The sequence below is a fragment of the Allobosea sp. TBD101 genome, from assembly GCF_059817965.1.
The window spans coordinates 3,119,526-3,136,486 of the sequence record NZ_CM187543.1 but is presented as its reverse complement, the minus strand read 5'-3'; the positions used below and the strand labels follow the sequence as shown (position 1 = coordinate 3,136,486).

Genomic DNA, 16,961 nt, shown 5'->3' with positions numbered 1-16,961 from the left:
GGCACGTCCTAGTTCGCCGGGGCTGCCGCCGGGAGGCGGGCCAGCAGCTCGTTGGAGAGGAAATAGGCCGGCTGCCGCCCCGCCAGCACGACGCCACGCGCGAAGGCGATCCAGGTGTCGGGCAGGTAATAGAGTGGCACGACGTAGAAGCCGGAGATCAGCAAGCGGTCGAGCGCCCGCACCGCCGCGACGAAATCCTCGCGCTCGCGGGCGCCGAGCAGGGCCTGCAGCACGGCGTCCACGGCGGGCGATTTCACGCCGGCATAGTTCAGCGAGCCGTTGCGGGCGGCATTGGCCGAGCCCCAGCGCCCGATCTGCTCGTTGCCCGGCGAGGCCGAGGCCGGCCAGGTCCACTGGATCATGTCGAAATCGTAGGCTGACAGGCGCCGCCAATACTGCACGTCGTCGATCAGTCGCACGGAGACCGCGATGCCGAGCCGGGCAAGCGATTGCGCATAGTTGAGCGCAAGCCGCTCCTGCGGCCTGCTGGTGACGGTGATCTCGAAGGCGAAGGGCTCAGCCCTGCCGTTGCGCAGCACGCCATCCTGGAGCGCGTAGCCGGCGGCCTTGAGCAGGCCGAGCGCCTTGCGCGCCTGCTCGCGGTCGCGGCCGGAGCCGTCGGTCTCCGAGGGGCGCCAGCTTCCGGCGAGGATGTCCTCGCGCACGGCGCCCGGAAAAGCGGCGAGCAGCGCCTTCTCCCGGCCATCGGCGGCAACGCCGAGCGCCGAGAGGTCCGAATCGGAGAAGAAGCTGCCGGCCCGGCGATAGACGCCATGGAACAGGTTGCGGTTGACCCATTCGAAGTCGAACAGCAGGCCCAGCGCCTCGCGCACCCTGACATCGGCGAAGATCGGCCGGCGCGTGTTGAAGACGAGACCGGTCATGCCCTTGGGCGTGTCGAAATGCAGGGTTTCCTGCCGGATGCGCCCGTCATGCACGGCGGGAACATCGTAGCCGGTCATCCAGCGCGTCGGATCGCCCTCGATGCGGACATCGTAGAGCCCGGCCTTGAACGCCTCGAAGAGCGCATTCGAGTCCCGGTAGAAATCGTAGCGGATCTCGTCGGCATTATAGAGCCCGCGCGTGAGCGGATGATCCTCGGCCCAGAAATCCTTGCGCCGCCGCAGCACGAGCGATTCGCCGGGACGGACCTCCTCGACGGCGTAGGGGCCGGAGCCGAGCGCCGGCTTGAAGCTTGTTTCGCCGAAAGTCTCAGCGTTGGTCGCGTGCTTCGCGAAGATCGGCATCGCGCCGATCACCAGTGGCAATTCGCGATTGGAGCCATCGCCGAGCTCGAATTCGACGCGCCGGGGCGAGGGCGCCGCGACCCTGGTCACGCGGCCGAGGCTGGAGCGATGGAACGGCTTGCCCTTCGCCTTCAGCATCTCGAAGGTGAAGATCACGTCCTCGGCCGTGACCGGCCTGCCGTCCGAAAAGCGCGCGCGCTCGTCGATCTCGAAGGCGAGCTGCTTGCGGTCGGCATCGAGCGAAACGCCGGAGGCGAGCAGGCCATAGGCTGTGAAAGGCTCGTCCGCCGAGCGGTAGAGCAGGCTCTGCTGGACATATTTCGGCACGGCATCGGGCGCGACGCCGAGCACGACGAGGGGATTGAGGCTGTCGAAGGTGCCCTGGATGCCCATGACGATGCGCCCGCCCTTGGGCGCCTTGGGGTCGGCATAGGGCAGATGCGCGAAGCCGGACGGCAGGGCCGGCAGGCCATGCATCGCGATGGCATGCCGCAGCGGGCCCGAATCGGCCAACGCCTCGCGGCCGCGCGCCAGGACGGCGAACGGGGCCAAGGCCAGTAGAAGGTTGACCCCTCGACGGCTCACCGCCTGGGGCAATTGAAGAAATTCCATCACGCGACCTGATTCCCTGCGCAAGAATAGCATGGGAGCAGCAGGGTCACGCAGCTATTCGGGCTGGAATCCTCGGGGCGAACTCGCTAAAGGCGAGGGCAAGGTGTCATTCAAACGCCTCAATCAGCCTTGATGTGCACGGCTTGCGATGGCCTGCGCCCCATGCGATTGGGCCATCAGCGGTGACGCGCGCGGCTTGCGAAGTCGTGATCCCGAATTCGCTTGGTAAGGAAAGACAAGAATGTCCGCTTCGTATCGCCTGTCATCTCGTGCGCTTGGCCTCGTGCTCTGCACGGCCATCGGCTTTGCGCCCGTCGCGGGCTTCGCCCAGGCTCCGGCGCAGCGCCCGGCGACGCCGACCCGCCCGGCTGCGCCGGCCCAGCAGCCTGCCGCTCCCGCCCAGCCCGGCGCAGCCGCCGGCCCGACCGTCGTCCAGGTCAAGCCCGAGCCTTCGCAGACGAGCTGGACCAAGGTCTGCGGCAAGGACCAGGGCGCCAACAAGGAAATCTGCTACACCACCCGTGACTTCGTCTCGGACCAGGGCCAGCCGGTGCTCGCCGTCGCGGTCTATGACGTCAAGGGCGACGCCAACAAGATCGTGCGCTTCCTGATGCCGCTCGGCCTGCTTCTGCAGCCCGGCATCCGCTTCGGCGTCGATAATGCGCAGCCGACCGGCGGCCGCTATGCCATCTGCTTCCCGAACGGCTGCTTCGCCGAGGCGCAGGTCAAGGACGACTTCATCAATGCGATGCGGAAGGGCACCAACCTGAACGTCAGCGTCCAGAACCAGGGCGCCCGCGAGCTGACCTTCACCATCCCGCTGGCCGATTTCGCCAAGGGCTTCGACGGCGCCGCGATCGATCCGAAGGTGCTCGAGGACCAGCAGAAGCAGCTCCAGGACGAGCTCGCCAAGCGCCAGGAAGAGCTGCGCCAGCGCCTCGGCGCCGGCGGCGCTGCCGCTCCGGCTCCGGGCGCCGCGCCCGCGACCCCGCCGAAGCCCTGAGCGACGGCGCGACCGCCTGAAACAGAAAAGGCCGGTCCCTCGCGGGGCCGGCCTTTTTCTTTGGGACAGCCAGGGTCTGTGGACGGTTGCCGGATGATTCTGGTCAGCCCTTTGTCATTCCGGGGCTTCGCGCAGCGAAGAGCCCGGAATCCGCGACCGGGTGGGCCACTCGCAACCGAACACTTGATGTTCCGCCCAGTCGTGGGTTCCGGGTTCGCGCCTGCGGCGCGCCCCGGAATGACAATCTTGGGTTACGAAAGACCGCCGAGCTCAGTTCAGATCGGCGCGGTCCAGCTTGTAGCGGCCCTTGCGGTCGCGGCGGAAGAATTCCTTGGCGCGGGGATGGCGCACGGGCGCGCCGGAATCGTCGTCGACGAGGTTCTGCTCGGAGACATAGGCGACATATTCGGCCTCCTCGTTCTCGGCGAAGAGGTGGTAGAAGGGCTGGTCCTTCGACGGGCGCATGGCTTCCGGAATCGCCATCCACCACTCCTCGGTGTTCGAGAAGACCGGGTCGACGTCGAAGATCACGCCACGGAACGGGTAGATGCGGTGCTTCACCACCTGCCCGATCCTGAACTTGGCCGAACGCGCTTCCATGACAGATCCATCTTGCGCCGGCCGATGCACCGCCGGCTTAGGTCTTGCCGCCTTGCTTAAGCAATGCGTCCTAAATGCGTCGAAATCAATCGATTGAGACCGTTTGTCCCATCACATTCCGTAGCGCTGCGCCATATCCGGGTCCCGTGCGGCGACCTGGGCGGCGAGGTCTACGATCACCTTCGCCTGCTTCCAGGTGGCGTCGTCCTGCATCTTGCCGTCGATCATCACGGCGCCGGAGCCGTCCGGCATCGCCTCCAGAATCCGCTTGGCGAAGCCGACCTCGGCCGGATCGGGACTGAAGACGCGCTTGGCGATGGCGATTTGCGAGGGGTGCAGCGTCCAGGCGCCGGCACAGCCGAGCAGGAAGGCGTTGCGGAACTGCGCTTCGCAGGCCGCCTCGTCGGCGAAATCGCCGAAGGGGCCGTAGAACGGCTTGATCCCGGCCGCGGCGCAGGCGTCGACCATCTTGGCGAGCGTGTAGTGCCAGAGGTCCTGTTGCGCGACAGCGCGAGGACCGCCATCGGGGGAGGGGTCGGCGATGACCTTGTATTCGGGGTGGCCGCCGCCGACGCGGGTCGTCTTCATGGCGCGCGAGGCGGCGAGGTCGGCCGGGCCGAGGCTCATGCCGTGCATGCGTGGCGAGGCGGTGGCGATCGCCTCGACATTCTTCACGCCCTCCGCCGTCTCCAGGATGGCGTGGATCAGGATCGGCTTGCGCAGCAGATGCCGTGCCTCGAACTGGGCAAGGAGCTGGTCGACATAGTGGATGTCCCAAGGCCCCTCGACCTTCGGCACCATGACCACATCGAGCTTGCCGCCGATCTCGCCCATGATCGCGGTGATATCGTCGAGGAACCACGGCGAATTCAGTGCATTGACGCGTGTCCACAGGCCGGTCTTGCCGAAATCGACCGCCTTGCCCATGGTGATGAAGCCGTCGCGTGCCGCCTGCTTGGCCTCGACCGGGATCGCATCCTCGAGATTGCCGAGCACGATATCGACCTGTCCGGCGAGCTCGCCGACCTTGGCACGGACCTTCTCCAGGTGCGGCGGAACGAAATGGATCATCCGCTCGAGCCGCAGTGGCAATTCGCGGAAAGGCTCAGGCGCGCCGATCGCGAGCGGGCGGAAGAACTGGCGCGGCGTCCTGGTCGTCATCGGCTGCTCCATGCTGCAATGCAGCGACTGTGGCCGAGACCATACGCGCCGTCCATGGTTCTTTCGGCGGCAGGTAGGCTGGAATGCCTAGGCTATTAATCCTATGGACAGTGATGGGGAATATTTCCTAGGTATCTCGTCTCTTCGTTGCGCCGAGGGAGGGCAAGCACGCAGCAAAAGCCCTTGCCGCCTCCGAGCCATGCGCTAGATGCAGATGTCCGCCGGGTTCGGGTCGAAAGCGGGCGCCTTCATCGCAGGACGAAAACGCCACCGATGGCCGACCTCCTCAGCATCTTCAATCTGGTCGCGCCGTTCTTCGGGCTTATCCTGCTGGGATTCGCCATCGGCCGTTACAAGCAGTTGCCGGAGGAAGGGCTCGCCTGGCTGCAGTTCTTCCTGATCTATGTCGCGCTGCCGCCACTGTTCTACCGCCTGATCGCCGACAAGCCGCTGAGCGAGCTCGCCAACTGGAAGTTCATCGCCGGCACGACCTTCGCCACCTTCTGTGCTTTCAGCCTGTCGCTGGCGATCGGGTTGAAGGCTGCCAAGGGCGACCTGCCGCAGGCGGTGATGCAAGGCGTCGCCGGGGCCTATTCCAATATCGGCTATATGGGCCCGCCCTTGATCCTGGCGGCGCTGGGGCCCGAGGCGAGCGCGCCGGTCGTCCTGATCTTCGTCTTCGACAGCGTCCTGCTGTTCTCGCTCGTGCCGTTGCTGATGGCGGTTGCCGGCGTCGAGAAGAAGAGCTTACTGGCGACAGCCGGCGAGGTGGTCTGGCGCGTGCTGACCCATCCGTTCAACGTCGCGACGCTGGCCGGTGTGCTCGCGAGCTATCTCAAGTTCGAACTACCGGTGGCGCTCGACCGGATGGTTTTGTGGCTGTCGCAGGCTGCGGCGCCCTGCGCGCTCTTCCTGCTCGGCGTCACCGTGGCGCTCCGCCCGATGAAGCGGATGCCGGCCGGCGTCCCGGCAGTGGTCTTCATCAAGCTCCTGCTGCACCCGCTTTTGGTCTGGGTGCTGCTCTCGGCCGTCGGCGGCATCCCGACAAACTGGATCTACGCCGCGATCATCATGGCGGCGTTGCCGCCGGCCCTGAACATCTTCGTCATCTCGACGCAGTACAAGGTCGGGGTCGAGCGCGCTTCGGCCTGTATCCTCGTCGGCACCATCGTCTCGATGGTCACGCTCTCGGGCTTCCTGTGGCTGGTGAAGACGGGCAGGATAGCGGCTGATCTGTTTCATTGAGAGCCTGTTTGGAAAAGCAAGCCCTCATCCTGAGGAACCTTCCAAATCGGCCCGCGCGATAGGAATCCGGATGCTGCCGCTGGACGACCTGCTGGTCCTCGATTTCTCGACGCTCCTGCCCGGCCCTCTGGCGAGCCTCTTCCTCTCCGAGGTCGGCGCGCGCGTCATCAAGATCGAGCGGCCGGGCGGCGAGGATATGCGCGGTTTTCCGCCGCGTTTCGGCGAGACGGCGGCGCCCTTCGCGGTGCTCAATCGCGGCAAGGAGAGTGTAGAGCTTGATCTCAAGGCGCCGGACGCGCTGGCGCGGCTCACCCCGCTGATCGCGAAGGCGGATATCCTGATCGAGCAGTTCCGACCGGGCGTTATGGAGCGGCTCGGTTTCGGCCATGAGGCGCTGAAGGCGATCAATCCGCGCCTGATCTATTGCTCGATCAGCGGCTATGGCCAGCATGGCCCGCGGGCGCAGGAGGCCGGGCACGACATCAACTATCAGGCGCTCGGCGGTCTGCTCGGCCAGTCGCTCAAGCGCGGCGAGCCGCCGCCTTTGCCGCCGCCGCTCGTCGCCGACATCGCTGGCGGCACCATGCCGGCGGTGCTCAACATCCTGCTGGCCTTGCGCCAGCGCGACCGGACGGGCCAAGGCTGCCATCTCGACATCGCCATGGCCGATGCGATGCCGACCTTCGCCTGGTATGGGCTGGCACAGGGGCAGGTGACCGGCTCCTTTCCCGATGGCGGCGAGGGCCTGCTGACCGGCGCAAGCCCGCGCTACGGGCTCTATGCCACCGCCGACGGCTGGTTCCTCGCGGTCGGCGCGATCGAGCCGAAGTTCTGGCAGGCCTTCTGCGAGGGCATCGGCCTCGACGAGCGCCTGCGCGACGACCGCCGCGACCCCGAAGCGACGCGCGCGGGCGTCGCCGCCATCATCGCCAGCGAGAGCGCCGCCTATTGGCGCGCGCTGGTCGAGCCGCTCGATTGCTGCTGCACGGTGGTGCGGACGCTGGAGGAGGCGGTCTCCGACCCGCAGATGTCGGCGCGCGGCCTGCTCGATGCGCAGGTCGAGGAGCCCGGTGGCCGGCGCCTCGTCTCGACGCCGTTGCCGCTGGCGCCGGTCTTCCGTGAGCAGGCGGCCGGCCTGCGGAAGGTCGCGGCGAGCGGGGCGGATACGCGGAAAATTTTGGGCGAGGCCTGACGAACGGTTGTCATTCCGGGGCTTCGCGGAGCGAAGAACCCGGAACCCACGACTGGGCGAGCGGCTCGCAACCCGACACTGAATGTCTCACCCGGTCGTGGGTTCCGGGTTCGCACCTGCGGTGCGCCCCGGAATGACAATCGTTCGACGCAGTCGTGATCGAGTGCCGACCAGCGTCTAGCGCGCCGCGCCGCCGGCCAGCCCCTGCCGCATCACCAGCCGCCTGAGCGGCCCGATCCGCGACAATGCCAGCAGGCCGGCGCCGCGCATCAGGTCGGCCGGCAGCATATCGGTCAGCAGCGTGCGGTTGAGTATGTCGACGGCTCCGGTGCGCAGCCGGACATCGGCCTGCCGCGCCCCGTCGTAATCGGCGATGACGCTCGGCGCGCCGGCATCCGTCGCGCCCGCGAGGGCCTCGCCCAAGGCCGCCACATCGCGCAGGCCGAGATTGAGCCCCTGCGCGCCGATCGGCGGGAAGACATGCGCGGCCTCGCCGATCAGCGCCATGCGGCCGGCGCCGAAACGCTCGACCGAAAGTCCGCCCATCGGCACTTTGCCGCGCGGGCCCGAGACCGTCATCGCGCCCAGCAGCGACTGCACCTGTCGCTCGACCCGCAGAGCGAAGGCCGCATCATCGAGCGCGATGAGAGCCGGAGCCTCCTCGGGATCGACGAGCCAGACCAGCGAGGAGCGCCGGCCGGGCAGGGGCACGATCGTGCAGGGGCCTTTGCGCGTGTGGAACTCGGTCGAGGTTTCCCGATGGTCTCGGGCGTGCTCGAAGATCGCGGTCAGCGCGACCTGCGGATAGCGCCAGTCGCGGCTTTCGATGCCGGCCGCCGCGCGCACCTGCGAGTTGCGCCCGTCCGCGCCGACGACGAGCCGGGCCTTCAGCGGTGCGAAGCCTTCGCCGGAGAGGCGCACGCCGTCGGCTTCCGGCTCGATGGCGCGGACGAAGCCGGGGATCATGCGCAAGCCGGCCAGCGCATTCGCTTTCTCGGCGAGAAGCCCGGTCAGGTCGGCATTCTCGATATTCCAGCCGAAGGCCTCGAGCCCGATCTCGGACGCCCGGAACTCGACCGGCGGCTGGCGGAACAGGCTGCCGCTATCGTCGACGAGCCGCATGACCTCGAGCGGCGCTGCCTTCTCCAGCAAGGCCTCCTGCACGCCGAGCTCGGCCAGCATCCGCCAGGAACCGTCGAGCAGGGCGACGGTCCGTCCGTCGCGCGGCGTCGCGACCGGGCCAAGCAAGGCGACGCTGCGGCCCTCGCGGCTCAGCGCCAGAGCGGCCGCCAGGCCCACGGCGCCGGCGCCCACGATGGCGATATCGACCTGATCGGCAATGTCCGTGCTCATCGCTCTTGGCTAGCCGATGCGCGGCGTCTTGGCCACGGGCCGCAAAGTCGCAAGGTGCGTTCTGCGTTGGGCACGGATGCCTTTCCGGCACGATGAATTATGGTCGGGGCATCCATCCGTAGGAGATGCCTTTCATGGTCAAAGCCATTCGCGCCCACAAGACCGGCGGCCCCGAGGTTCTGCAATTCGACGACGTCACCCTGCCGCAGCCGGGTCCCGGCGAAATCCTGATCCGCAATCGGGCGATCGGCCTGAATTTCATCGACACCTATTTCCGCTCCGGCCTTTACCCGGCGCCGCAACTGCCCTTCACGCTGGGCAACGAGAGCGCCGGCGACGTGCTCGCCGTCGGCCCCAATGTCACCGAATTCAAGCCCGGTGACCGCGTCGCGGTGGTCGCAGGCCTCGGCGCCTATGCCGAGGAGCGTATCGTGCCGGCGGCTTCCGTCGTGGCGCTGCCCGAGGGGATTTCCTACGAGGCCGCCGCCAGCATGCTGCTCAAGGGGCTGACGGCCGAATACCTGCTGCACCGGACCTACAAGGTGAAGCCGGGCGACACGATCCTCGTCCATGCCGCGGCCGGCGCGACCGGCCTTATTCTCTGTCAATGGGGCAAGGCGCTCGGCGCGACCGTGATCGGCACCGTCGGCTCGAAGGAGAAGGCCGAACTCGCCAAGGCGCATGGCGCCGATCACGTCATCAACTACCGCGAGGAGGATTTCGCGGCACGGGTGAAGGAGATCACCGGCGGCGCGCTCTGCGATGTGGTCTATGACGGCGTCGGCAAGGACACCTTCATGAAGTCGCTGGACACGCTGAAGCCCTTCGGCCTGCTGGCGAGCTTCGGCAACGCTTCGGGTGCGGTCGAGGCCTTCAATCTCGGCATCCTCGCGGCCAAGGGCTCGCTCTATGTCACCCGTCCGACGCTCAACACCCACACGGCCAAGCGCGAGACCATGATCGCGATGGCGAAGAATCTGTTCGAAGCTGTGACGAGCGGCAAGGTCAAGGTGCCGGTCAACGCGACCTTCCCGTTGAAGGATGCGGCCGACGCGCACCGCCTGCTGGAGTCGCGCGGCACCACGGGCTCGACGGTTCTGATCCCCTGAGCTCGCTTTCCAAAGCTCGTCATGTCCGGGCTTGAGCGGCATGACGTCGAACGACATTCACGCGATGCGCCCGGGCCCCCGGGCGCATTTTTTGTGGGTTCGTGAACCTGCAGGCATGGCGCCGCAACGAATGGGTATCAGCAGGAGATGCTGACAACCCTTCGAGGTGACGTCATGGCCAACAGGTTTCAGATCGTCGGTTTTCTCTTTGCGACCCTCACCCTCTCGGGCGTCGCCCTGGCTCAGCAGGGTGGAGGCAACGGCAACGGCGGCGGCGGTAGCGACAGCTCTGGTGGGCAGAACGACAACTCCGTCTTCGCCATTCGCCTGCAGGATCACGAGCGTATGCAGGCCCGGGGCGCGGCCAAGGCCGGCGGAGCCAACTGCACGACCTACGCCTGCAACGAACCGCCTCGCCGCGAGCCGCCCCCTCCGGTCGTGACCGCCGAAAGCTGTGGCGACAATCTCCACAGCGTGCGTGACCGCAACGGCCGCGTCATCCGCCGGATCTGCGAGTTCAGGAACTGACGAACGTTTCGCTCAGACAGCCACGCCGTGAAGATCGTAGGCGTCGGCGCGTTCGATCTTGACCGTAACGATGTCGCCGGCGCGCAGAGGCCGGCGGCTCGCGACATAGACATTGCCGTCGATCTCCGGCGCGTCCCATTTCGAGCGGCCCTTGGCGACCGTCGGTCCTGCCTCGTCGATGATGACCTGGATACGCTTGCCGACGCGGCCCTTGACGATGCGGGTGGAGATTTCCGCCTGCGCCTTCATGAAGCGGTGCCAGCGGGCTTCCTTCACCTCTTCGGGAACGAGATCGAGGCCGAGGTCATTGGCGGGCGCGCCCTTCACCGGCTCGTACTTGAACGCGCCGACGCGCTCCAGCTTCGCTTCCTTCAGCCAGTCGACGAGGATGTCCATGTCTTCCTCGGTCTCGCCGGGGAAGCCGACGATGAAGGTCGAGCGGATGGCGAGGTCCGGGCAGATGTCGCGCCATTTCCGGATGCGGTCGAGCGTGCGGTCCTGATGGGCCGGGCGCTTCATCGCCTTGAGGACGTTGGGCGAGGCGTGCTGGAACGGGATGTCGAGATAGGGCAGCACCAGCCCTTCCTGCATCAGCGGGATCACCTCGTCGACATGCGGATAGGGGTAGACGTAGTGCAGCCGCACCCACATCCCCATCTGGCCGAGCTCGCGGGCAAGCTCGAAGAAGCGGGTGCGGATCTCGCGATCCCTGAACATCGAGGGCGCGTACTTGATGTCGAGCCCGTAGGCGCTGGTGTCCTGCGAGATCACCAGCAATTCCTTGACGCCGGCCTTGGCCAGCTTCTCGGCCTCGCGCAGCACGTCGCCGATCGGCCGCGAGACGAGGTCGCCGCGCAGCTTCGGGATGATGCAGAAGGTGCAGCGATTGTTGCAGCCCTCTGAAATCTTGAGATAGGCGTAGTGCCGCGGCGTCAGCTTCACGCCCTGGTCGGGCACGAGATCGACGAAGGGGTCGTGCTTCGGCGGCACGGCCTGGTGCACCGCCGAGACGACGCTTTCATAGGCCTGCGGGCCGGTGATCGCGAGCACGTTCGGGAAGGCGTCGCGGATCTGCTCGGGTTCGGCGCCCATGCAGCCGGTGACGATGACCTTGCCGTTCTCGGCCATGGCCGAGCCGATCGCCTCCAGCGATTCCGCTTTGGCTGAATCGAGGAAGCCGCAGGTGTTGACGATGACGAGGTCGGCCCCGGCATGGCTCTTCGAGAGCTCGTAACCCTCGGAGCGCAGCGAGGTGATGATCCGTTCGGAATCGACCAGCGCCTTGGGGCAGCCCAGCGAAACGAAGGAGATTTTCGGCGCGACGGCGTTCATCGGCTGATGGCTCGGTTCAGAATGTCAGGAAGCGCCGCGCGTCAGGGCACGCGATCGGCGCTTCCTTTGAACCTTTTCAACCTGATTTGCAATCGAAAGCGCGATCAGGCCGCCTTGCCGGTCGCGACCGGGCGGTCCGGGTCCTGTGTCCAGTCGGTCATCGAGCCGTCATAGAGCGCGACCTCGTCACGGCCGAGCACCTCCGACAGCACGAACCAGTTCGCCGCTGCCGAGTGGCCGGTGTTGCAGTACGAAACGACCGGTCCCTGCGGTACGACCGCGAAGAGCTGTTCCAACTCACTGGCGGCCTTGAGCTTGCCGTTGCCGGGTTCGAAGGCGCCGGCATAGTCGCGCTGGATCGCACCGGGGATATGGCCGGCCCGCGCGGCTTCCGCCGATTTCTCGCGGCCTTCGAAATAGCTGGGGCCGCGTGCATCGACGAGGCTCGCCTGCTTGCTTCGGGAGGCGACGAGCGTCGAATCCGCGGTGCTCCGCAGGGCCTGCTGCGCCACGACCGGATAGGGAGCAGCGCTCTTCGGAGCCGCGGCGCCGGTCGCGACCGGGCGCTTCGGATCGGCCGTCCAGGCTTTGAAGCCGCCGTCGAGGATCGCCTGCTGGCCATGGCCGATGAATTTCAGCGTCCAGTAGACCCGCGCCGCCGCGGCGAAATCGGTCGCGGCGGTGCCGGCCGGGACGATGACGACATCGTCATGCGGCTTGATGCCGAGCCGGCCCGCAAGCGCGGCGAGATGGTCGAGCGGCGGCAGCATGCCCGGCGCATTGCCGATCTTCGCCCGCCAGCCGTCGGCCGCATAGTCGGAATGAACCGCGCCGGGAATATGCCCGGCCTCAAAGGCCGCCTTCGCGCCATCGGCGGCGGTGCGGATATCGATGATGACGAGGTTTTCGTCGCCGAGGCGCGCGGCGAGCGCCTCCGGCGTGATCAATCCGGCGAATTCAGCCCGGCTCATTCAGCGGCCTCCTTCTGTAGCTCGTCGATCACTTCGAGGCTGTAGCTCATCTCGGCGGTCGCCCCGAGCATGATCGAAGCCGAACAGTACTTTTCCTTCGACAATGTGACGGCCCGCTCCGCCTTGGCATGAGAGAGGCCCTTGCCGGTGATGCGGTAGGCGAGGTGGATCTTGGTGAAGACCTTGGGGTCGGTCGTGGCGCGCTCGGCCTCGACATCGACCTCGCAGCCGGTGATGTTCTCGCGGCCCTTCTTGATCATCCCGACGACATCGAAAGCCGTGCAGCCGGCGAGCCCGATCAGCAGCATTTCCATCGGCCGGATGCCGAGATTGCGCCCGCCATATTCCGGCGCGCCGTCCATGATCATGGCGTGCCCGCTGCCGGACTCGCCCATGAAGGCCATGCCATCAACCCATTTCGCGCGTGCTTTCATGGCGATCTCCCGTCCGGATCGAGCGCCGGCTGCCGAGATGGCGGCCGGATTCGCCCGGGAGGCTATGGCATCGGGCCGGAAAGGGGAATCCGGTTTTCGCAGGCCGCGATGCGCGAAATTGCGGGGTCAGGCGGCGGCGAACAGGTTGCCATGCGTGATGCGCAGCCGGATGCGCTCGCCGATCGCGGGGGCGACCTGGCTGGCGAGATCGACCTCGAGCCGCTTCTTCAGCCCTTCGACCGCGACTTCGGCCCTGCGGATGGGCCCGTTGCGGCGCAGGTGCTCGACCGTGCCGGGCAGGGCCAATGGCGTCTCGTCGACGATGCGCAGATGCTGCGGCCGGACATAGAGCGAGGCCGGGCCGCCCTGGTTCTGTGACAATCCGCCCAGCACCGGCCGGTCGCCGAAGAAGGCCTGGCTGCCCACCACCTTGACAGGTAGCTTGTTCACCTCGCCCAGGAACTCGCAGATGAAGGGCGTCGCCGGGTGGTCGTAGACATCGTCGGCCGAGCCGACCTGCTCGATGCGGCCCTCGTTCAGGATGGCGACGCGGTCGGCCAGCTCCAGCGCCTCTTCCTGATCGTGGGTGACGAAGACGGTGGTGTGCCCGGTGCGGCCATGCAATTCGCGCAGCCAGGCGCGCAGGTCCTTGCGGACCTTGGCGTCGAGCGCGCCGAAGGGCTCGTCGAGCAGCAGGACGCGCGGCTCGATGGCGAGCGCGCGGGCGAGCGCGACACGCTGGCGCTGGCCGCCCGAAAGCTGGCTCGGATAGCGCTTCTCCAGCCCCGGCAACTGAACGAGTTCGAGCAGATCGCCGACACGCTTGCGGATTTCGTCGTTGCTCGGGCGCTCGTGGCGTGGCCGGGACTTCAAGCCGAAGCCGATATTCTCGGCGACGTTCATCGTCTTGAACAACGCATATTGCTGGAAGACGAAGCCGATGCGGCGGTCGCGCAGCGAGAGGTTGCGCGTATCGGTCTCGCCGAACAGCACGCGGCCGCGATCGGCCTCCTCCAGCCCGGCGATCAGGCGCAGCAGCGTGGTCTTGCCTGAGCCCGAGGGGCCGAGCAGCGCCACCAGTTCCCCCGGCTGGATATCGAGCGAGACGCCCCGCAGCGCCGGGAAGTTGTCGAAGCGCTTTTCGATGGTCTCGATGGTGACGGCGACCGACATGGCGAGAAATCCTTCGTCTGTGGGTCAGTGACGGCGGCTGGCGGCGATCACATCGCCATAGTGCCATTCCAGCAGGGTCTTGAGCACGAGGGTGATCAGCGCCAGCCCCGCCAGCAGCGAGGCCACCGCGAAGGCGGCCGCGCCCATGTACTCGTTGTAGAGGATCTCGATATGCAGCGGCATGGTGTTGGTCAGGCCGCGGATCTTGCCCGAGACGACCGCGACAGCCCCGAATTCGCCCATCGCACGGGCGTTGCAGAGCAGCACACCGTAGAACAGGCTCCATTTCACGTTCGGCAGCGTCACCGAGAAGAACACGCGCCAAGGCGAGGCGCCGAGCGTCAGCGCCGCTTCCTCGTCTGACGGGCCGAGCGACTGCATATGCGGAATCAGTTCGCGCGCCACGAAGGGGAAGGTCACGAAGACCGTCGCCAGGATCAGGCCGGGCAGGGCGAAGACGATCTTGAAGTCGTTGGCCTGCAGCCACGGCCCGAGATAGCCCTGCGCGCCGAAGAGTAGCACGAACACGAGGCCGGAGATCACTGGCGAGACCGAGAACGGCAGGTCGATCAGGCTGATCAGCAGGTTCTTGCCGCGAAACTCGAACTTGGCGACGGCCCAGGCCGCGGCGATGCCCACGACGATGTTGAACGGTACGGCTATCGCTGCGACCAACAAGGTCAAGCGGATCGCCGCCAGCGCGTCGGGCTCGGTGATCGCGGCGCGATAGGCTTCCCAGCCCTTGGCGGCGGCCTCGATGAAGACTGTGACCAGCGGCAGCAGCAGGAAGAGCAGCAGGAAGGCGAGAGAGACCGCGATCAGCACGACCTGCACGGTAGGGCTTTCGCCGCGCGCCCTGCTGGCGCTGCGTGCCGGCGTGGCTGTGGCAGAGGAGGGCAGGGTCGTGTCAGACATCACCGAACCTCCGGCGGGCACGGGCCTGGATCAGGTTGCCGGCGAGGATCAGGGCAAAGGAGATCAGCAGCATCATCGTCGCCACCACGGCGGCGCCGGCATAGTCGAACTGCTCGAGCCGGATCACGATCAACAGCGGGGCGATCTCGGAGATCATCGGCACATTGCCGGCGATGAAGATCACCGAGCCGTATTCGCCGACGGCCCGCGCGAAGGCGAGCACGAAGCCGGTCATCAGCGCCGGCAGGACCGGCGGCAGGATCACCCGGAAGATCGTCCGCACGCGGCTAGCGCCGAGCAGCGCCGCGGCTTCCTCGACATCGCTCTGCAGTTCCTCCAGCACGGGCTGGACGGTGCGCACCACGAAGGGCAGGCCGATGAAGATGAGCGCCACCATCACGCCGAGCGGGGTATAGGCGACCTTGCCGTCGAAGCCGAAGGAGAGATCGGTGAAGGGGATGGTCAGCTTGAAGGCGAGGGGCGCCAGCAGCGAACCGACCCAGCCGTTCGGCGCATAGATCGCCGCGAGCGAGATGCCGGCGACCGCCGTCGGCAGGGCGAAAGGCAGGTCGACGGCGGCATCGATCAGGCGCCGTCCGGGAAATTCGTAGCGCACCAGCACCCAGGCCAGGATCAACCCGAACACGGCGTTGACGAGCGCGGCGAAGAGCGCGGCGGTGAAGGAGAGCTTCAGCGCGGCCAATGTGCGCGGCGAGGTCGCCACCGCCCAGATATCGGCGGGGCCGGCGCTGGCGGCCTTCAGGAAGAGTGCCGCCAGCGGAATCAACACGATCAGCGACAACGCCGTCACGGTGATGCCGAGCGCGAGGCCGAAGCCGGGCAGGATGCTCGGCTCGCGCCAGCGGAAGGTCGTCGTCGCCGCCGTCATGGACAGGCCCTCAGCGCGCAGGCTTGTAGAGCTGGTCGAAGGTGCCGCCATCGCCGAAATGGGTCGGCTGGGCCTTCTTCCAGCCACCGAACACGTCGTCGATCGTCACGAGATCGACCTTCGGGAAATTGGCGATGTCCTTGCTGTCGGCCGCTTCCGGATTGCGCGGACGATAGAAGTTCTTGGCGATGATCGCCTGGCCCTTCGGTGTGTAGAGGAAGTCGAGATAGGCCTGTGCCTGCTCCCGGGTCTTCTTGGCGTCGACATTGGCATCGACCAGCGCGACCGGCGGTTCGGCCAGGATCGAGAGGCTCGGCACGACGATATCGAACTTGTCGGCGCCGAATTCCTTGAGCGCGAGGAAGGCCTCGTTCTCCCAGGACAGGAAGACGTCGCCGATGCCCCGCTGGGTGAAGGTGGTGGTCGCGCCGCGCGCGCCGGTGTCGAGCACCGGGACATTGGCGAGCAGCTTGCCGATATAGTCGCGCACCTTCGCCTCGTCCTTGTTGAAGGCCTTCTCGGCATAGGCCCAGGCGGCAAGATAGTTCCAGCGTGCCCCGCCCGAAGTCTTCGGGTTCGGCGTGATGATCTGCACGCCGGGCTTCACCAGGTCGCCCCAGTCCTTGATCGCCTTCGGGTTACCCTTGCGGACGAGGAAGACGATCGTCGAGGTATAGGGCGAGGAATTATGCGGCAGGCGCTTCTGCCAGTCGAGCGGCAGCTTTTTCGAGCGCTCGGCGACGGCGTCGATATCGCCGGCCAGCGCCAGCGTCACGACATCGGCGTTGAGCCCGTCGATCACGGTGCGGGCCTGCGCGCCGGAGCCGCCATGCGACTGGCGGATCGTCGCGATCTTCCTGTCGGGATTCTTCGCGTTCCATTCGGCGATGAAGGCCGCGTTGATCTCGCGATAGAGCTCGCGGGTCGGGTCATAGGAGACGTTGAGGAGCTCGGTCTGGGCGCGGGCCCCGGCGACGACGCCAAAGCAGAGCGTGAAGGCTCCCAGAACCAGCCCGGCCCGGAGGAGGCGGCTGTAAACGGGTCGCGTCATGTCAGGGCTCCGTTGGTTCACGGCGAGGCTCGGATGAGGCATCGATCCGTTCTTAAAAACAAACGAAACGTACTGAATTATCGTCTACACCTCAATGACTTAGCGCAAACAGCGCCTTCCAAATTGGGGTGCCGGAGGAGAAAACG

Annotated in this window: 16 protein-coding genes; 5 read left to right on the top strand and 11 right to left on the bottom strand. The window is 66.7% G+C overall.

Going from position 1 to position 16,961, the window contains the following annotated elements; genetic code table 11:
• Window positions 1–8 precede the first annotated feature (8 nt).
• Window positions 9–1,859, bottom strand: coding sequence for an extracellular solute-binding protein (locus AC6RIC_RS15365; protein ID WP_499736612.1), 1,851 nt, complete (start codon window positions 1,857–1,859; stop codon window positions 9–11).
• A gap of 241 nt (window positions 1,860–2,100) precedes the next feature.
• Between AC6RIC_RS15365 and AC6RIC_RS15360 the strand changes: the two genes are divergently transcribed.
• A complete protein-coding gene (locus AC6RIC_RS15360; RefSeq protein ID WP_499732984.1) occupies window positions 2,101–2,862 on the top strand; it encodes an invasion associated locus B family protein in 762 nt (253 codons plus the stop codon).
• Window positions 2,863–3,132: 270 nt separating this feature from the next.
• Here AC6RIC_RS15360 and hspQ read toward each other — a convergent pair whose 3' ends face one another.
• The gene (hspQ, locus tag AC6RIC_RS15355; RefSeq protein ID WP_454657073.1) at window positions 3,133–3,462 is read right to left on the bottom strand and encodes a heat shock protein HspQ; all 330 of its coding nucleotides are present in this window, start codon (window positions 3,460–3,462) and stop codon (window positions 3,133–3,135) included.
• A gap of 111 nt (window positions 3,463–3,573) precedes the next feature.
• Entirely contained in the window at window positions 3,574–4,623 is a 1,050-nt protein-coding gene (locus AC6RIC_RS15350; protein WP_499732983.1) for an HpcH/HpaI aldolase/citrate lyase family protein, read from the bottom strand.
• Between the two features lie 273 nt (window positions 4,624–4,896).
• On the opposite strand from AC6RIC_RS15350, the gene AC6RIC_RS15345 reads away from it, so the two are divergent.
• A complete protein-coding gene (locus AC6RIC_RS15345) occupies window positions 4,897–5,868 on the top strand; it encodes an AEC family transporter (RefSeq protein ID WP_499732982.1) in 972 nt (323 codons plus the stop codon).
• 70 nt (window positions 5,869–5,938) lie between these two features.
• On the top strand, window positions 5,939–7,060 hold the full coding sequence (locus AC6RIC_RS15340) for a CaiB/BaiF CoA transferase family protein (protein WP_499732981.1): 1,122 nt from the start codon (window positions 5,939–5,941) through the stop codon (window positions 7,058–7,060).
• A 177-nt stretch (window positions 7,061–7,237) separates the two neighbouring features.
• On the opposite strand, the gene AC6RIC_RS15335 is transcribed toward AC6RIC_RS15340, so the two are convergent.
• Window positions 7,238–8,413, bottom strand: coding sequence for a UbiH/UbiF family hydroxylase (locus AC6RIC_RS15335; protein ID WP_499732980.1), 1,176 nt, complete (start codon window positions 8,411–8,413; stop codon window positions 7,238–7,240).
• A gap of 134 nt (window positions 8,414–8,547) precedes the next feature.
• On the opposite strand from AC6RIC_RS15335, the gene AC6RIC_RS15330 reads away from it, so the two are divergent.
• Complete coding sequence (locus AC6RIC_RS15330; RefSeq protein WP_499732979.1) at window positions 8,548–9,522, top strand: quinone oxidoreductase family protein; 975 nt, start codon at window positions 8,548–8,550, stop codon at window positions 9,520–9,522.
• A gap of 147 nt (window positions 9,523–9,669) precedes the next feature.
• Window positions 9,670–10,050, top strand: a complete 381-nt coding sequence (locus tag AC6RIC_RS15325) for a hypothetical protein (RefSeq protein ID WP_488847863.1) — start codon at window positions 9,670–9,672, stop codon at window positions 10,048–10,050.
• Window positions 10,051–10,062: 12 nt separating this feature from the next.
• On the opposite strand, the gene rimO is transcribed toward AC6RIC_RS15325, so the two are convergent.
• The 7 genes from rimO to AC6RIC_RS15290 form a co-directional block, all read right to left on the bottom strand.
• A complete protein-coding gene (gene rimO / locus AC6RIC_RS15320) occupies window positions 10,063–11,382 on the bottom strand; it encodes a 30S ribosomal protein S12 methylthiotransferase RimO (RefSeq protein ID WP_499732978.1) in 1,320 nt (439 codons plus the stop codon).
• A gap of 104 nt (window positions 11,383–11,486) precedes the next feature.
• Window positions 11,487–12,353 carry a sulfurtransferase gene (locus AC6RIC_RS15315; RefSeq protein ID WP_499732977.1) on the bottom strand — a complete coding sequence of 289 codons (867 nt, stop codon included), beginning with the start codon at window positions 12,351–12,353 and terminating at the stop codon, window positions 11,487–11,489.
• Window positions 12,350–12,787: an OsmC family protein gene (locus AC6RIC_RS15310; protein WP_257732945.1), complete on the bottom strand. Its 438-nt coding sequence runs from the start codon at window positions 12,785–12,787 to the stop codon at window positions 12,350–12,352. The genes AC6RIC_RS15315 and AC6RIC_RS15310 overlap by 4 nt, the downstream gene beginning before the upstream one ends.
• Before the next feature lie 126 nt (window positions 12,788–12,913).
• Window positions 12,914–13,960 carry a sulfate/molybdate ABC transporter ATP-binding protein gene (locus AC6RIC_RS15305; protein WP_499732976.1) on the bottom strand — a complete coding sequence of 349 codons (1,047 nt, stop codon included), beginning with the start codon at window positions 13,958–13,960 and terminating at the stop codon, window positions 12,914–12,916.
• A 24-nt stretch (window positions 13,961–13,984) separates the two neighbouring features.
• Window positions 13,985–14,875 carry a sulfate ABC transporter permease subunit CysW gene (gene cysW, locus AC6RIC_RS15300; protein ID WP_499732975.1) on the bottom strand — a complete coding sequence of 297 codons (891 nt, stop codon included), beginning with the start codon at window positions 14,873–14,875 and terminating at the stop codon, window positions 13,985–13,987.
• Window positions 14,868–15,764: a sulfate ABC transporter permease subunit CysT gene (gene cysT, locus AC6RIC_RS15295; RefSeq protein ID WP_499732974.1), complete on the bottom strand. Its 897-nt coding sequence runs from the start codon at window positions 15,762–15,764 to the stop codon at window positions 14,868–14,870. Before cysT ends, cysW begins: the two co-directional genes overlap by 8 nt.
• Window positions 15,765–15,774: 10 nt before the next feature.
• Window positions 15,775–16,815: a sulfate ABC transporter substrate-binding protein gene (locus AC6RIC_RS15290; protein WP_499732973.1), complete on the bottom strand. Its 1,041-nt coding sequence runs from the start codon at window positions 16,813–16,815 to the stop codon at window positions 15,775–15,777.
• Window positions 16,816–16,961 lie beyond the last annotated feature (146 nt).

Excerpts from the sequence above, each read along its gene's own strand:
- AC6RIC_RS15365 (WP_499736612.1), bottom strand. The coding sequence starts at position 1,859 with ATGGAATTTCTTCAATTGCCCCAGGCGGTGAGCCGTCGAGGGGTCAAC.
- AC6RIC_RS15360 (WP_499732984.1), top strand. The coding sequence starts at position 2,101 with ATGTCCGCTTCGTATCGCCTGTCATCTCGTGCGCTTGGCCTCGTGCTC.
- hspQ (WP_454657073.1), bottom strand. The coding sequence starts at position 3,462 with ATGGAAGCGCGTTCGGCCAAGTTCAGGATCGGGCAGGTGGTGAAGCAC.
- AC6RIC_RS15350 (WP_499732983.1), bottom strand. The coding sequence starts at position 4,623 with ATGACGACCAGGACGCCGCGCCAGTTCTTCCGCCCGCTCGCGATCGGC.
- AC6RIC_RS15345 (WP_499732982.1), top strand. The coding sequence starts at position 4,897 with ATGGCCGACCTCCTCAGCATCTTCAATCTGGTCGCGCCGTTCTTCGGG.
- AC6RIC_RS15340 (WP_499732981.1), top strand. The coding sequence starts at position 5,939 with ATGCTGCCGCTGGACGACCTGCTGGTCCTCGATTTCTCGACGCTCCTG.
- AC6RIC_RS15335 (WP_499732980.1), bottom strand. The coding sequence starts at position 8,413 with ATGAGCACGGACATTGCCGATCAGGTCGATATCGCCATCGTGGGCGCC.
- AC6RIC_RS15330 (WP_499732979.1), top strand. The coding sequence starts at position 8,548 with ATGGTCAAAGCCATTCGCGCCCACAAGACCGGCGGCCCCGAGGTTCTG.
- AC6RIC_RS15325 (WP_488847863.1), top strand. The coding sequence starts at position 9,670 with ATGCTGACAACCCTTCGAGGTGACGTCATGGCCAACAGGTTTCAGATC.
- rimO (WP_499732978.1), bottom strand. The coding sequence starts at position 11,382 with ATGAACGCCGTCGCGCCGAAAATCTCCTTCGTTTCGCTGGGCTGCCCC.
- AC6RIC_RS15315 (WP_499732977.1), bottom strand. The coding sequence starts at position 12,353 with ATGAGCCGGGCTGAATTCGCCGGATTGATCACGCCGGAGGCGCTCGCC.
- AC6RIC_RS15310 (WP_257732945.1), bottom strand. The coding sequence starts at position 12,787 with ATGAAAGCACGCGCGAAATGGGTTGATGGCATGGCCTTCATGGGCGAG.
- AC6RIC_RS15305 (WP_499732976.1), bottom strand. The coding sequence starts at position 13,960 with ATGTCGGTCGCCGTCACCATCGAGACCATCGAAAAGCGCTTCGACAAC.
- cysW (WP_499732975.1), bottom strand. The coding sequence starts at position 14,875 with ATGTCTGACACGACCCTGCCCTCCTCTGCCACAGCCACGCCGGCACGC.
- cysT (WP_499732974.1), bottom strand. The coding sequence starts at position 15,764 with ATGACGGCGGCGACGACGACCTTCCGCTGGCGCGAGCCGAGCATCCTG.
- AC6RIC_RS15290 (WP_499732973.1), bottom strand. The coding sequence starts at position 16,815 with ATGACGCGACCCGTTTACAGCCGCCTCCTCCGGGCCGGGCTGGTTCTG.